Raw genomic sequence first — 16291 nt, forward strand, 5'->3', positions numbered from 1 at the left:
CCGCCGCAAGAAAATCGATACAGCGCGCTCTTGCGACAGAGAGACGGCTTTTTCAATGAAAATCCCTCGAACGGGGCAGGATACGCATATTGCGGGGGTGACGGACGCGTTGCGCCGAATCCGCAGGCTGATCACGGCGATCGTCATTGAGCGGTTCGGCCGGGGCGGCCGGCGGCGGCGTCGGGTGCCGGGAAGCCAGCGCGTCATTCGCCAGATGCATAAGCTCGGCTGAACGATCAGCGAGCCTGCTGGCGACAAGATGCACGACCTGCTCCGGGCTGCTCTGGATGAGGCCCTCCACCTCGATCAGCCGCGCGCCCATCACCTCCTTGCGGTAACGCTCCATGATCTTCGGCCACACCACGATGTTGGCAATTCCGGTCTCGTCCTCCAGCGTCATGAAGACGACGCCGTTGGCGCTGCCCGGCCGCTGCCGCACCAGCACCACGCCCGCACATTTGACACGGCGACCGTTGTTGGCATGACAAACCTCGGCGCAACTCGCCACGCCCTCGTTTGATAATGTCCCGCGCAAAAATTCCATCGGATGGCCCTTCAGCGACAACCGCACGGTCTGATAATCGGCGACCACCTGCTCGGATAGCGGCATCTGAGGCAGAGGCGCGGCATGTTCGTCAGGCAGCTCGCGCGCGATGGCGCTTTCGAACAATGGCAGCGGCACGTCATCCGGCAGGCGGCGCACCGCCCACAGCGCCGCGCGGCGGTCGAGCTTGAGCGAGCGAAAAGCATCGGCATCGGCCAGCAGAATCAGCGCGCGCTTCGGCAGTTTCGTGGCGCGAGCAAAGTCCTCAATGGAGGCGAAGGGCCTGCGTTGGCGCGCGGCCACGATCCGCTCGCCCCAGTCGCCGGATGTCAGCGAAGAAGAAAATAGCTGCTCTCGCGATGGCGGGTTTGAAGTTCCAATCCACGCACTGCCTGCTCTCTCCCCCCTTGTGGGGGAGAGGTGGAGAGGGGGGCATCTCAAGCACTGGTCTTGTAGCTCACCCCCCTCCCTGACCCTCCCCCACAAGGGGGGAGGGAACAACTCCTTATCGACCGCCTGCTGCCTGATTCGCTCCTCATCCTTATCAAACTTGAATCCGTCGATCTGGCGGAAGCCGAGACGCACGGCGCAATACCTGCCTGCGCGCTCTTCCAGCGTGTTCTGCGAATGGCTGAACGAGACATCGATCAAACGCACCTCGACGCCGTTCTTGCGGGCATCACCGACGATCTGCGCCGGCGCGTAAAAACCCATCGGCTGCGAATTCAAAAGACCGCAGCAGAACGCGTCCGGATGGAAACACTTCAGCCATGCGGACACATAGACAAGCTGCGCAAAACTCGCCGCGTGGCTTTCGGGAAAACCATAGGATCCGAATCCCTTGATCTGCTCGAAACAGTTTTTCGCGAACACCGGATCGTAGCCGCGCGCGATCATGCTGCCGACCATCTTGGCTTCGAATTTTCCGATGGTGCCGACATGACGGAATGTCGCCATGGCGCGGCGCAGGCCGTTGGCTTCCTCGGATGTGAACTTCGCGGCTTCGATCGCGATGCGCATGGCCTGCTCCTGAAACAGCGGCACGCCGAGCGTCTTGTGCAGCACGTTGCGCAATTCGTTCCTGTCACCGTTCCTCGGATAAGGATAGTCGATCCTCGCAGGGTCCATGGCCCGGCGCTTCAGATAAGGATGCACCATGTCGCCCTGGATCGGGCCTGGACGAACGATGGCGACCTCGATGACGAGATCGTAGAACGTGCGCGGTCTCAAGCGCGGCAGCATGTTCATCTGCGCGCGGCTTTCGACCTGGAATACGCCGAGGGATTCGCCGCGGCACAGCATGTCGTAGACCGGCTTTTCGTCCTGCGTAATCGTCGCCAGCTCCCACCGCTCTCCCTTGTGCTCCGCTATCAGATCAAAACATTTGCGGATGCAGGTCAGCATTCCCAATGCGAGCACATCGACCTTCATCATCCGGAGCGCATCGACATCGTCCTTGTCCCACTCGATGAAGGTGCGGTCGTCCATCGCAGCGTTTCCGATCGGCACATAGGTGTCGAGCCGGTCCTGCGTCAGCACGTAGCCGCCGACATGCTGCGACAGATGGCGCGGAAACCCGATCAGCTCGGTGGCGAGCGCGACGGCGCGGCGCACCATCGGGTTCCGCGGATCAAATCCCGCCTGCCTGATCTGCGCGTCGCTGACCTCTTTACCCCAGCTTCCCCACACCGTGTCGGCAAGCGCCGCCGTGACATCCTCGGTCAGGCCCAACGCCTTGCCAACAGCACGGATGGCGCTGCGCGGCCGATAGTGAATGACGGTGGCGATGATCGCAGCGCGATGACGGCCATAGCGGCGATAGACATACTGCATCACCTCCTCGCGGCGCGAATGCTCGAAATCGACGTCGATATCAGGCGGCTCCAGCCGCTCCCTGGAGATGAAGCGCTCGAACAGCAGGTCGACCTTGGTAGGATCTACCGATGTGACGCCGAGCACGTAACACACCGCCGAATTCGCCGCCGAGCCGCGCCCCTGACAGAGAATGTCCTGATCGCGCGCCCACCGCACGATGTCGTGCACGGTGAGAAAGTAATGCGCGTATTTGAGCCGCCGGATCAGACGCAACTCCTTGTGCAGGACTTTCCTGGTCCTGGGCGGAATACGCACCGAAAAATACTTGTGAGCACCCGCCCATGTCAGATCCTCAAGATGCCGTTGCGCGCTTTTGCCCGGCGGCACAGGTTCGTCCGGATACTGATATCTGAGCTGATCGAGAGTAAAATCGATGCGCGATGCGAACCTGACCGTCTCGGAGATCGCTTCCGGCAGATCACGAAACAGCTTCTCCATCTCCTGCGCCGATTTCAGATGACGCTCGGCATTGAGCTCAAGCCTTCGGCCGATGGCATCGATCGCGGTCTTTTCGCGAACGCAGGTAAGGACATCCTGCAACGGACGGCGCGCGAAGTGATGATACAGCACTTCGTTGGTCGCAAGCAGCGGCACGCGGGCGGTGACCGCGATCCGCTGCAATCGCAACAGGCGGCGGCGATCGTCGCCACGATAGAGCAGGCTTGCCGCGAGCCAGACGCCGTCCGCGCGAGACTGCATCAACCGGTTCAGCACTTCCATGACTTTCGCCGCTTCAAGACGATGCGGCAAGGCCAGCACAAGCAGCTGCCCTTCGGAAAAATCCAGAAGATCATCCAGCTTCAAACGGCATTCGCCTTTCGCCGCGGCCAGCTTGCCGCGGGTCAGCAACTGGCAGAGCCGACCGTAAGCATCCCGATCCCGAGGATAGATGAGAATGTCAGGCGTACCATCGATGAAAACGAGGCGCGACCCGATCAGCAGCCGCGGCTTGTAACGAACCTCAGGGTTTTTCAGCTCCGTGTAGGCGCGCACCACGCCCGCCAGCGTGTTGCGATCGGCAATGCCGATGACAGGCAGCCGAAGTTCGCTGGCCTGATGCACATACTCCTGCGGGTGCGACGCGCCATGAAGGAACGAGAAGTTGGTGGCGATGCCGATTTCGGCATAGGCGGGAATGTCGCGCGGCGGCTTCATGCGAACATCCCGTGCACGAACCATGCCGGCGGCAGGGCCTCTCCGTTCTCGGCGACTTCGTCATATAGTCCGTCACGATAGAGCCAGAACCGCAATCCGGTCTCATCCTCGACCCGGAAATAATCCCGCGTCGGCCTTCCCTTCCGCGCTCGCCACCATTCCATCGCGATGCGCTCGGGGCCTTCGGCGCGAACCACCGTATGGGTGACGCGCCGCCAGACGAAATGACGCGGCGGTTTGTCCGGAATCTCCGCCATCCTCACCTCGATCGGCTCCGGCCGCGCAAACATCCGCAACGGTCGCAGCGGCGGCTCGCTCCCGACAGGTGCGGGCCACTCGGCGCGCATGGCCGCCACGAGATGCTGTTGCGCCGGCAATGAGAGCGCCCCGCGTTCGGGAATATGAGTATCCTGCGGCAGGTGCACCACGACGCGATGACCGCCGATGCGCGCGGCGATGCGGTCGATCAGCGCCGCCACTTCGTCATTGTCCTGAACGCGTGCATCGAGGTCGCGCTGCTCCTGCACGACGGATTCGGTTCGCACGGCGGACAGCCGCACCAGATCGAAGCCGAAACCGGGGTCGAGCGGGTCGGCCAGCGCGTCGAGCCGCTCACGAAACAGGCGATCGACGATCTCGCCGCGCGTGACAGGACGGCCGGTCTCCACCGCGATGACGCGCACCGCGCCGTCGGTGCGGAAAAAACCCGCTTCCAGATGCCGCGCGCCCTTGCCCTGTTTTTCCATCGCGACGATCAGCGTGCGCGCAAGACCCGCCAGCGTCATCGCGATCGCGCTGTCGGTGGCGATCGGCTCGGCAAACCGCTTCTCGACGATATAATCCGGCGGCGGCCTGCGTGGGTTGATGGGCACGTCGCCCTGCCCCAGCGCCTGTTCCAGGAGCGCCGTGAGAGCCGCGCCGAAACGCGCGGCGATCTCATGGCGGCCGCGTGCGGCGACATCGCCGATGGTTTTCAAACCGGCGCGGCGCAGCCCGCGCGTGATCTCATCATCCGCCCCCAGCGTGAACACCGGCAGCGGCGCGACGGCCTCCAGTTCCTTGCCGGGCGCAACGATCCGGCCATGAACATGACGCGTCAGCGCCCGCGCACAGGCCGGCGTTCCGGCGATGGCCGCGCTGACGGCAAAGCCCTGTCGCGTCAGCGCGCCGCACAGCGCGTTCATCAGCGCCGCCTCGCCGCCGAACAGATGCGCGCAGCCGGTGATGTCCAGCAGCAGGCCATGCGGCGGATCGAGCGCCACCAGCGGCGTGAAGCGGTCGCACCAGCCGGCAAGGCCGTTCAAGATCCGCGCGTCCGCGGCCTCGTCAGCATCGAACACGTCGATGTCGGGACAGATCGCGCGGGCATTGGCCAGCGGCAGGCCGACCGTCAGGCCGAGGCACGCGGCCGCGTCATTGAGCGCGGAAATGACCAGCGCGTTGTTTTGTTTGGCGACGATGACGCAGGACCGGCCGTTATCCCGTCCGCCGGAGCGGAACGACTCGCGCCGGATGCGGTCGGCCGGCAGGCGCGGCAGCCACAGGCTGAGGATGCGCCTGCGGGCCGAAGCCGGAGACGTTACGGAAAAGGCACTCATCACATTTCCATTCCATGATCCACCGGCCGGTCTGGCCATGACGATGACGCACAAGCCGGGTTTCGAAGACGGGCGCCCCCCATGCCTGCCAGGCCGCGCACGGCCGGCTCGCCGCCGGGCGCACGATCCACCGTGTCTCCGCCGCCGAAGGCAGCGGCGTCGCCGCCACCCGCAGCAGCAACCCGGTGACGCCGGAATGACGCGCGGCCAGCGTCAGCCTGCGGCTGGCGACGAGATCGAACAGACGCGTCTCGCCCCATATTTCCATCACCACGGCGCCGAGCGCATCGCAGGCCAGCGCATCGGATGCCGTCCGCAGCGCGCTCTCCGCATCGGGCACGTGGACCATCACCAGAAGACGCGGATCAAGACCGAGTTCGCGCCATCCGCACATCGACAACGCGCCGGATTCGCGTGCGGCAAAATCCTGCCGCACCCAAAGCAGCGGCCGGTTCGCGCGCACCCGCTGCGCAAGACCTGCGATGAATCCGGTCGCAGCCGCGCTGTGCCGTCCCTCCGCGAACACCTCATGCACGGCGCCGCGCGAGAGCCCGCCCTGCAACACCGCATCCATCTCCCCGTGATCGAGCGCCGCCCTGTCCGATATCCCTCTGCCATGACAGGTCTCGAGCCGCGCGATGCGGTCACGCAGGCGCGCAAGCTTCTCCGCGCTGCTTCCGGTTCCAGGCATGATCAAAAATCCGTCCGTGACATCAGAACCGATGACAAGCCTTAATGTTCACTATATGTTCTAGTAAATGTCGGCCATGGCCAAGAGTCAACCGGGACTTTCCGGCGACCCTTCACCCAGGATCGCCAGCCTCGTTTTGGTTGTGATGCCAAAGGATGGGAAAGCATGAACCTGCAACGCAAGCTGGAAATCCTGGCTGACGCCGCCAAATACGACGCTTCCTGCGCCTCCAGCGGCACGGAGCAGCGGGACAGCCGCGACGGCAAGGGTCTCGGCTCGACCGCTCCCGGCATGGGCATCTGCCATTCCTATGCGCCGGACGGACGCTGCATTTCGCTGCTGAAGGTGCTGCTGACCAATGCCTGCAACTACGACTGCCTCTATTGCGTCAACCGAGCATCGTCGAATGTGCCGCGCGCCCGCTTCACCATCGACGAAGTGGTCAGGCTGACCATCGACTTCTATCGCCGCAATTATATCGAAGGGCTGTTTCTCTCTTCCGGCATCATCCGCAGCGCGGACTACACCATGGAGCAGGTGGTCGCTGTCGCGCGCAAACTACGCGAGGAGCATCGCTTTCGCGGCTACATCCATCTCAAGACCATTCCCGAGGCGAATGATGACTTGATCACGGAGGCCGGCAAATATGCCGATCGCCTCTCCATCAACATCGAGATGCCGGAGGAGAACAGCCTCGCGAAACTCGCGCCCGAGAAGGATGTGCGCGCCATCCGCCGAACCATGGGACGATTGCGTCTCAAGCTTGATGAAACGAGCGCCACCAAGAAAGCCGCCGCCGCATCCGGCTCAAGAGCGCCACGCTTCGCGCCGGCCGGCCAGACCACGCAGATGATCGTCGGCGCCGATGCCGCATCGGATCGAACGATTTTGAGCACAAGCGCCAACCTCTACGGCTCGTACCGCCTCAAGCGCGTCTATTACTCGGCCTTCAGCCCGATCCCCGACGCAAGCCGCGCCCTGCCCCTGAGCGCTCCGCCTCTCATGCGTGAGCATCGGCTGTATCAGGCCGATTGGCTGATGCGCTTCTATGGCTTCGACATCAGCGAGATCGTCGATGCCACGAACCCGATGCTGCCGCTCGACATCGATCCGAAACTCGCCTGGGCGCTGCGCCACCGCGATCGCTTTCCGCTCGACATCAACCGCGCCAGCCGGGAAGAACTGCTACGGGTGCCGGGTTTTGGAGCCAAAGCCGTGGACCGCATTCTCTCCGCGCGACGTTACACCTCGATCCGCGCGGCGGACCTTTCGCGCCTGCACGTCCCCAGGAACAAGGCATTGCCCTTCATCGTTCTTGCCGACCACCGGCCGTCGCCGAAGGTCCTGGAGAGCATGACGCTGGCGAAGCAACTGAAGCCGAAAGCCGCGCAACTGGGGTTCGGATTTTGACCCGCCACATCATCCTCGACAGCGAAACCGATTTCGACGGCTGGCGCCGCGCCGCCCGCGCGCTCGCGCTCAACGATGTCGCCCCGCGCGATGTGGTCTGGCGCACGTCCGGCAACGAGCCGGACCTGTTCGCACCCACCGCTGCGGTTCTACCCGACGGGCCGCTTGTCGGCACCTTCAACGTTCCCGCGCAATTCATCGAACTCGCGCAGGCGGCGATCCTGCATCGCGATCCCGAGCGGTTTGCCCTGCTCTATAGCCTGCTGTGGCGACTACGCATGAACCACGATCTGCTTGATATCGCCACCGACCAGGATGTCGTCAGAATAAGGGACATGGTCAGGGCGGTCCGTCGCGACGAACACAAGATGCACGCCTTCGTGCGGTTTCGCGAGATCGCCCGTGAACGGGACACCCATTTCATCGCCTGGTTCGAGCCCGAGCATCACATCGTCGAACTCGCCGCTCCATTTTTCATGCGGCGTTTCGCAGACATGAACTGGTCGATTCTGACGCCCGACATCTGTGCGCATTGGAACGGTCACCGGTTGTCGTTCACGCCGGGCGTCAGCCGCGACGAGGCGCCGACCGAAGACAGGCTCGAAGAGGTCTGGCGCAGCTATTACGCCAGCATTTTCAACCCGGCCCGCCTCAAGGTGAAGGCGATGCAGACCGAAATGCCGAAGAAATACTGGCGGAACCTGCCCGAGGTTTCGCTGATTAAATCCCTGGTCGCGAACGCAGGCCGCGCCTCGAGCGAGATGATCGCGGCCGAGGCCACCGCGCCCAGGAAACCGCAGCAGCGGGAGCAGCCGATGGCACGCCAATCGTCATCCCATGACAGCCTCTCAAGCCTCCGCGAAGAGGCCGCCGGCTGCCGCGCCTGTCCTCTCTGGAAGGATGCGACGCAGACCGTGTTCGGCGAGGGACCGGCGCACGCACAGGTCATGCTGGTGGGCGAGCAGCCCGGCGACAAGGAAGACCTCGCGGGAAAGCCGTTCGTCGGCCCGGCAGGACAGATGCTTGACCGCGCACTCAAGGAAGCCGGAATCGACCGCACGAAAGTTTACGTCACCAATGCCGTGAAGCACTTCAAGTTCGTGCCGCGCGGAAAGATCAGGCTGCACCAGAAGCCGAACACGCCGGAAATCAGGGCGTGCCGCCCATGGTACGAGCGCGAACTGGCGGCGATCAATCCGGCGCTGGTGGTGGCGATGGGCTCAACCGCCGCGCAAAGCGTGTTCGGAAAGATCACACCGATCAACAAGTCGCGCGGACGGCTGATCGACATGAAAGACGGGCGCAAGGCGCTGGTGACGGTGCATCCGTCCTATCTGCTGCGGCTGCCGGACGAGGACGCCAGAGTCCGCGAATATGAGCGCTTCGTCGACGATCTGAAAATTGCCGCGACGCAACTGCATCGCGACCGGGCGGCGTGAAAGACAGAGCAGGCATCATCACCGGCGACGCCACGGATCAAGGATTCGCCAGAGCATCGCCGCTTCTGATTGAATCAGAAGAAGCTTGAGATTGTTAAAGCCGCCAATGACTCGAATCCCAATAGCGGCTGCGCTCAGGCAGCCAGCGTGGTCTCGACCAGCCTGATCCAGTACGACGAGCCATATGCGATGGCGTCGTCGTTGAAGTTGTAGGCGGGATGATGCAGGCCCGCGCTATCGCCATTGCCGATGAAGATGAAAGCGCCGGGACGGGCTTCCAGCATATAGGCGAAATCCTCCCCACCCATCATCGGCGGCGTCCCGTGAACATTGCTGTCACCAGCAATCTCTTTCGCGATCCTGATCGCGGTTTCCGTCTGCTCGGGGTGATTCACCGTGACCGGATAGCCGCGCCGGAATTTGACATCGACGCGGGCGCCGGTTGTCAGCGCCACGCCGGCGGCGACCTCCCGAATCCGCTTCTCCATCTGGTCGCGCACGTCGGCCTTCAGGGTGCGGACGGTTCCGCGCAACTCGACCGTCTGGGGAATGACGTTGCGGGTACTGCCGGCGCGAAACTCGCATATGGAGATCACCGCCGATTCCAGCGGATCGACATTACGCGACACGATCGATTGCAGCGCCATGACAAGCTGCGAGCCGGCCAGCACCGGGTCGATACACAGATGCGGACGCGCGGCGTGGCCGCCGTGACCCTCGATCCTGAAATCGACACTGTCGGTCGCCGCCATGATCGGCCCCGGCCGGATCGCGAAGGCCCCGAGCGGAACGCCGGGCAGGTTATGCATGCCATAGACCTGATCGATCCTGAAGCGATCCATCAGTCCGTCCTTGATCATCGCCGCGGCTCCCGCGCCGCCCTCTTCCGCCGGCTGAAAGATCACGATCGCCTCGCCGGCGAAGTTCCGCGTCTCCGCGAGATAGCGCGCGGCGCCGAGCAACATCGCGGTGTGGCCGTCATGACCGCAGGCATGCATCCTGCCGGCTGCCGACGAAGCGTAAGGCAGGTTGGTTTCCTCCTGGATCGGCAGCGCGTCCATGTCGGCGCGCAAACCGATCACCTTGACCTCCCCGCCAGCCGGGCGTCTGCCCTTGATGACGCCGACGACGCCGGTCCTGCCTAGGCCGGTTACGATCTCGTCACAGCCGAACTCCCGCAAGCGGTCGGCCACGAACGCGGCGGTGCGGGGAACGTCGTAAAGCAGTTCCGGATGGGCGTGGATATCCCTGCGCCAGCTGGCGATATCGGATTGCAGATCGGCAACGCGGTTGACGACAGGCATCTTTGAGTTTCCGGGCCGGGCGGCAAAGATCTCCCGGCGCATTTGATTGCACCCGTTCAGCAGACGATAGCGGCGTCACGCCGACTTGCGAACGGCGTTATCCATCAAGGTCTTGCCGAGCGACCAGATCGCACCTGGAACCTGATGGCTTGCGGCAATGACGCTGTCAAACGAGGTCTCGATCCACGTGCAGTCTTCCTCATTGATGATGAGCGGCGGCAGCAGCTTGATCGTATGGCTGCCGTGACCGGCGACCTGGGTGAGGATCTTGTGATCCTTGAACAACGGAACGGTGATTAGCTGGCAGAACAGACCCTTGTTGGCGGTTTCCAACAGATTCCAGGATGCTCTCAGGCGCAGCGACTTCGGCGGCCCGAACTCGACGCCGATCATCAGGCCCTTGCCGCGCACCTCCTTCAGAAGCTCAAAGCCTGGCACCATGCGGTTGAGCGCCGACTGCAATTCCGCGCCGCGCCGCGCCGCGTTCTCAATCAGATTCTCGGCTTTCAGCACTTCAAGCGTGGCAATGCCGGCCGCCATCGCAAGATCGTTCTTGGCGAATGTCGAACCGTGCACGACGGCGCGATCCATCCGGTTGAATACTTTATCAAAGATGTGCTTGCGGGTCAGCACCACGCCGATCGGCACATGACCGCCGGACAACGCCTTGGCCAGCAGCACCATGTCAGGCTCGACGTTCCAGTGCTCGACGGCCAGAAACCGTCCGGTCCGGCCGATGCCGGTTTGAATTTCATCCGCCACGAACAGCGTGCCATATTTGCGACACAACGCGGCGGCTCCCGGCAGGAACTCATCGGTGGGCATATTGACGCCCTTGCCCTGGATCGGCTCGACGATGAGGGCCGCAATCTGGCGCGACGACAGCGCCTGCTCCAGCGCGGCCAGATCGTTGAAGGGAATCACCTTGCAATCCGGCAGCAGAGGATCGAATCCACCACGGAAATTCTTGTCGTCCGTCAGCGAGAGCGCACCGTAGGTCAGGCCATGGTAGCCGTGATCGCAGTACAAGATACCGGTCCGCCCGGTGGCGACACGCGCGAACTTGATGGCGGCCTCGACGCTTTCCGCTCCGGAATTCGCGAAAAACACCTTGTCGAGATAAGGAATATGATCGAGCAGCCGCTCGGCCAGAACGCCGGCCAGCGTGGAGACATCCATCTGCACGAGATTGGGAAGGTCACTGTCGAGGACGCTTTTCAGGGCATGCCGCAACACCGGATGGTTCCGGCCGATCGCAAAAACGCCAAACCCGCTCAGTAGATCAAGATAACGCGCGCCATCGCGATCGACCAGATATTGACCCTGCCCGCTTTGGAAACCAACGTCATAGCCGATGGTCTTCAGAACCCTGACAAGCTGTTCATTGAGATGGCGGACGTGCATCGCGCTGCGTTGCGACTGCCGCTCCACAAACATCTCGGAAACGTCTAGATTTGGATATAGCATTCGCTACATAGTTCGGTTGATGGCCGCTTCGTCAACTGAAAAACGTGAATACGGCATTCGACTTTGTCACTGATCCCCAATCCTCTATCCTCAGCACAGGCTTGAAAATATGCTCCAGCGCTCGAGACATCCCATGCGTATTTTAGATTATTGCAGGACTTCCGCCGTGACTTCCCTTGTCGCGGCAACCGTGATGACGGTGAGTTCCGGTGTCGCCGGAGCGGCTGATCCGACCGGTGACTGGCGCGTTGCCGAGGGGGTCGCCAACATTCGCGTCGCCGAATGCAACGGCTCGATGTGGGGCGTGGTTGCGTGGGAGAAAAAGCCAGGCGGCGTCGATCAGAACAATCCGGACGCCTCCAAGAGGAGCCGGCCGACGCTCGGAATGCCGATCCTTCTGGAAATGAAGAAGAAGGCCGACAAGGATGCGTGGGAGGGCCAAGTCTACAACGCAAAGGACGGCAAGACATACGAGTCGACGATCAAGCTTGCATCGCCTGATCAACTCGAGATCGAAGGTTGCGTCCTCGGCTTTCTTTGCGGCGGCGAGACGTGGACCCGCGTCGGCCCACCGATTTCGAGCAGTGCGTCCAACGGTCCTGGCGCGGCTACCTCAAAGACAGGCACAGCCAAGACCGCTCAATCGAAACCACACAAAACCTCGTCCAAAAACAAGGCAGCAACCACCGGCACGGCGTCAGATGATCCTGTCGGCGACATCTGCCTACTTCCCGACATCGCGGGGGCGGCCCATTAACGCGGGCTGAAACAGCAACACTGCGGCAAGTGTGGTGAAGAGCGACAGCGCCAGTAGCTTACCCATACTTGCCGTGCCCGGATGACTCGACAGCCACAGGCTCCCGAAAGCAGTCGCGGTTGTCAGAGCGCTGAAGAAGATCGCCCTTGTCAGGCTTGATTGCAGCAGGTTCGTTCTGCCGGATCGCCAGGCCGTGACATAATAGATCTTGAACGCCACGCCGACGCCGAGCAGCAACGGCAGCGCCACGATGTTGGCGAAGTTGAGCGGGAGTCCGATCAACACGCATATCTCCAGCGTGACGGCTCCGGCCACCAGCAGCGGTACCAGCGTCAGCAGCACATCGGTAATTCGGCGCAGTGCCAGCCAGAGCAGGATGCTGATGGAGATCAAAGCCCACAGCCCGGCCTCGATGAACGCCTTGACGATGGTGTCGCCGGACTTGAGAATCGATACCGGTCCGCCGATCGCGTTGGGCGCGGCGGCGAGCACGGCGCTGGCAAATTTCCGCAGCGTTTCATTGTCGTCCGGATCCCCGCGCGGCAACACTTCGACACGCGTAATGCCGTCCTCGCTCTTCCAGAGATTCACGAAATCCGGCGGCAGGGATTCCAGCGTGACGGGCTCCGCCTTCAGCAAGTTGCGAAGCTGATCGAACATGATCTTAAGCGGCTCGACGAACGCGGCTTGCGCTTTCTCGCGCGTGGCCTGGTTCGACTCCGCCAGCCGGCTCAGATCATCAGCCAGCCGTTTCGCGGCCGCGGCCCCCGCCCCCTGATGAGTGCCGGCCGCCTTCCGCAGGCTATCGGCGGTGGCCTTCAGCGCATCGATATTCTCCTCGTCCGAGGGCGGCGGATCGATCGAATCGGGATTGAGCGCGGGATCAAGGATTTTGGCGCCGTTCGCGATCAGCTTGAGCTTCGCAAGCTGGTCCGCCGGCACAAAAGTATCGAGCGACCGGGTGCTTGCGACTTCAGGCACCTCGGCGAGCCGGGCCTCGACCTGCCTCGCTTCCTGCTCGGACTTGACCATCACATTGATGGCGTTCGCGCCGGTATCGGGATCTCTTCGCAAATCCAGATAGGTCGCAATCGACTCGACCTTGGCGCTCCTGAGGTGGATCGGATTGAAATCGAACCGCAGGAAGTAAAGCGCAGGCGCGCCGAGAACGACGACCGCAACCGTGCCGCCGACGATCGCCACGCGATGGTCTTCGAGAAAACGATCGAGCGGAGCCAGAAACGCGTAGCCGACCGGCTCTTTCTCGCCCGGCGGGTTCAGGATGCGCAGCAAGGCCGGAAGAATGGTGATGCTTGCGAAAAACGCAATCATCATGCCCACGCCGGCGATTTTGCCGAGTTCCGAAACGCCCTTGTAATCCGTCGGCATGAACGACAGGAAGCCCGCCGCCGTCGCCATCGCCGCCAGCGACAGCGGAACCGAGGAACGCTTCGCCGCCACCACCAACGCCTTTTCCAGATCGTCGGACTTGAAACGCTCGGAACGATAGCGGACGCTATACTGGATGCCGAAATCAACGCCGAGGCCGACAAACAGCACGGCAAAGGCGATCGACAGCAGCGTGAGCGATGTCACCATCATCAGGCCGACCGCCGTCGTGATCGCCAATCCGATGAACAGCGTTGCGGACACCGCAACGATGATTTTCGGCGAGCGCAACGCCAGCCAGAGGATCACCAGCACGATCAGCACCGTCCCCACGCCGTTGACGACCGCGCCCTCCTGAACGGTGGCGAATTCCTCGTTGGCGATCGGAACCGGCCCGGTCAGCCGGACGCGCGCCCCGAACTTGCCGGCGATATCCAGATCGGAGGCGGTGTTGCGGATCGCATCGGTGGCGTCCTTGCCGGGCTCCAGCGCATTGAAATCGAGGTACGGCTTGATCTGGATCAGCGAGCGGCGATCGGAATCCGGCAGCGGCTTGTCGCTTGCAAGCTGGCGCCAGGAGAAGGTGCCGTTTCCCTTGGTCACGACGTCCTCGACGCCCTGGGCGATCAGCGAGAACGGCCTCGCGGTGCTGTCGAGCTCGAACTGCCCCCGCTTCAAGCCGACCAGCGCGGTTTCGAGAGCGGCGGTCAGCCCGCGCAAGCTCGGATCGCCGGCCATGATCTCAACCAGCGGCGCGGCCTCGCCGAATTGGCCGGTCAGTTGCTTGACCTCCTCCGTGGGGAGGAACAACAGGCCGTTGCGCTCGAAAAACGACCCTCCACCCAGGAGTTGAACCGATTCGAAGTGGCGATGATTCTCGGCGAGCTTAGCGGCCAGCATGGCGCCGGCGGCGCTGGCAAACTCCGCCGTGGGAGCCTCCACGACCGCAAGGATCAGCCTTTCCCGATCGAACGCCTTCTCGAACGCGATGTCGCGCTGCCGCCAATCCAGGTCGGGCGAAATTAACCTATTGATATCCGTGTTTATTTCGAAATTCTTCACCGAATAGAAGACGGCGCCGGCGGCCAGGACGGTCGCAATCAATGCAGTAGCCCAGGCAAAACGCGTGCAAACCTTAACGATTGAAACAACAGTACTTGTCAGCACATTCTTTCTTTCTGCTACCGTATACGGATACGCACCATCAGTGGTTTTTCGGCCTGATCCAGAGCATTTTCGCTTGTGACTGAATCAGAAGCGGAACTCCAGATCGTTGTTTCGACGCGTTTTCTTCACGCGAAGCGTCACCTGCTTCGCTCGAAAACGCCGTAATGAACTTTTTATGCTATTTCAGAGACATGGATAAGGTGCGTAACACCCGCGGAGGACTTTGGTTCGGGAGATTGCCGATGGTTCAAGCACCTTGATATAGTCGACTCCATGAACGGCAAGTGACGAATGAGTGAGGGCCATTCAGGCAGGCTAGTCCTATATCATGATACCAGAGGTCTTGTTCCAGGATCGGCCGCGGGCTAGAAGTCTGCGGCATTGGAGCGTTTTGTTCTGCCGCAAATCCCATATATGTCATGGCTTTGAAACCCGGAAATGACGGCTCGCAGATTATACGTCTGTGACATTTCTTGAAGGCGCGCGCGATTTGAGAAGACGACCCGGTTCTATATGGAGTTACAGCATAATGCATAAGGTGCAAATTGACTGATCCTCGTCCGATTGAAGTTCTGCTGGCGCAGCCGCGCGGATTCTGCGCAGGCGTCGTCCGCGCGATCGAGACTGTCGAGCGCGCGCTGGAGAAGTACGGTCCCCCAGTGTATGTCCGCCACGAGATCGTACACAACAAATACGTCGTCGAAAGCCTGAAGAATAAGGGGGCAATTTTCGTCGAGGATCTGTCGGAGGTTCCGCCGAAGGCGGTGACCGTATTCAGTGCCCACGGCGTGGCGCGAAGCGTGGAAGAAGCCGCCGCCGCTCGCGGCCTTCCCGTGCTCAACGCCACCTGCCCGCTCGTCACCAAGGTTCACAACCAGGGCAAGCGCTACACGTCCAAGGGCCGGACCCTGATCCTGATCGGCCATGCCGGCCATCCCGAGGTCGAGGGAACCATGGGACAGGTTCCAGGCCCCGTCCTGCTTGTTCAGAATGTCGACGACGTCGCCGCCCTGACGCTGCCTTCGGATACGCCGGTGGCCTACATCACGCAGACAACGCTGAGCGTCGATGACACCAAGGATATCATCCTCGCCCTCCAGCAGCGTTTTACTGATATTCAAGGCCCCGACACGCGGGATATCTGCTATGCAACGCAGAATCGTCAATCCGCGGTAAGAGACCTGAGCAAGCTGGTGGACGTTATTCTGGTGGTCGGCGCAGCCAATAGTTCCAATTCAAACCGGCTGCGGGAAATTGGCACCGAGGTCGGTGTCGCCAGTTATCTCATCGCGGACGGTAGCGAACTCAACGCCGAGTGGCTGGAAGGGGCGAAAGCGGTGGGCGTTACGGCGGGCGCTTCGGCTCCGGAAGTCCTGGTGGACGACGTTATCGAGGCCTTGAAGCGCATCAGGCCGGTCGCTGTCTCGGTCCTGCCGGGACGCGAAGAGAACATTGAATTCCGGCTTCCCTCTGAACTCACCTCAGCTTGATCCCT

At 62.1% G+C, this 16291-nt stretch carries 10 protein-coding genes; 4 read left to right on the top strand and 6 right to left on the bottom strand.

The genetic code is table 11. The annotated features are described in order from the left end of the window. Positions 1-52 precede the first annotated feature (52 nt). Genes ACMYR2_RS12465 through ACMYR2_RS12475 form a run of 3 tightly spaced genes read right to left on the bottom strand, consistent with a single transcriptional unit; the run spans position 53 to position 5863 of the window. On the bottom strand, positions 53-3574 hold the full coding sequence (locus ACMYR2_RS12465) for an error-prone DNA polymerase (RefSeq protein ID WP_347264132.1): 3522 nt from the start codon (positions 3572-3574) through the stop codon (positions 53-55). Continuing rightward, on the bottom strand, positions 3571-5010 hold the full coding sequence (locus ACMYR2_RS12470; RefSeq protein ID WP_416194093.1) for a DNA polymerase Y family protein: 1440 nt from the start codon (positions 5008-5010) through the stop codon (positions 3571-3573). Before ACMYR2_RS12470 ends, ACMYR2_RS12465 begins: the two co-directional genes overlap by 4 nt. Positions 5011-5050: 40 nt before the next feature. Further along, positions 5051-5863 carry a DNA repair protein gene (locus tag ACMYR2_RS12475; protein WP_347264133.1) on the bottom strand — a complete coding sequence of 271 codons (813 nt, stop codon included), beginning with the start codon at positions 5861-5863 and terminating at the stop codon, positions 5051-5053. Positions 5864-6028: 165 nt separating this feature from the next. Here ACMYR2_RS12475 and ACMYR2_RS12480 point away from each other — a divergent pair, with 165 nt between their 5' ends. After that, a complete protein-coding gene (locus ACMYR2_RS12480; protein WP_347264134.1) occupies positions 6029-7273 on the top strand; it encodes a putative DNA modification/repair radical SAM protein in 1245 nt (414 codons plus the stop codon). Beyond that, on the top strand, positions 7270-8712 hold the full coding sequence (locus tag ACMYR2_RS12485) for a UdgX family uracil-DNA binding protein (protein ID WP_347264135.1): 1443 nt from the start codon (positions 7270-7272) through the stop codon (positions 8710-8712). Before ACMYR2_RS12480 ends, ACMYR2_RS12485 begins: the two co-directional genes overlap by 4 nt. Before the next feature lie 134 nt (positions 8713-8846). Here the strand turns inward: ACMYR2_RS12485 and ACMYR2_RS12490 are convergent, their stop codons facing one another. After that, on the bottom strand, positions 8847-10016 hold the full coding sequence (locus ACMYR2_RS12490) for a M20 aminoacylase family protein (protein WP_347264136.1): 1170 nt from the start codon (positions 10014-10016) through the stop codon (positions 8847-8849). Positions 10017-10091: 75 nt separating this feature from the next. Further along, positions 10092-11483 carry an aminobacteriohopanetriol synthase HpnO gene (gene hpnO, locus ACMYR2_RS12495; RefSeq protein ID WP_347264137.1) on the bottom strand — a complete coding sequence of 464 codons (1392 nt, stop codon included), beginning with the start codon at positions 11481-11483 and terminating at the stop codon, positions 10092-10094. Positions 11484-11676: 193 nt separating this feature from the next. Here hpnO and ACMYR2_RS12500 point away from each other — a divergent pair, with 193 nt between their 5' ends. Beyond that, a complete protein-coding gene (locus ACMYR2_RS12500; protein WP_347264142.1) occupies positions 11677-12240 on the top strand; it encodes a DUF2147 domain-containing protein in 564 nt (187 codons plus the stop codon). Here the strand turns inward: ACMYR2_RS12500 and ACMYR2_RS12505 are convergent. Continuing rightward, positions 12208-14796, bottom strand: a complete 2589-nt coding sequence (locus tag ACMYR2_RS12505) for an MMPL family transporter (RefSeq protein ID WP_416193017.1) — start codon at positions 14794-14796, stop codon at positions 12208-12210. The genes ACMYR2_RS12500 and ACMYR2_RS12505 overlap by 33 nt on opposite strands. Positions 14797-15359: 563 nt before the next feature. On the opposite strand from ACMYR2_RS12505, the gene ispH reads away from it, so the two are divergent. Next, the gene (gene ispH, locus ACMYR2_RS12510) at positions 15360-16286 is read left to right on the top strand and encodes a 4-hydroxy-3-methylbut-2-enyl diphosphate reductase (RefSeq protein WP_416194094.1); all 927 of its coding nucleotides are present in this window, start codon (positions 15360-15362) and stop codon (positions 16284-16286) included. The last annotated feature ends 5 nt before the right edge of the window (positions 16287-16291 follow it).

Source organism: Nitrobacter sp. TKz-YC01 (assembly GCF_047824785.1).
In the GTDB taxonomy this organism is placed as follows: Bacteria; Pseudomonadota; Alphaproteobacteria; order Rhizobiales; family Xanthobacteraceae; genus Nitrobacter.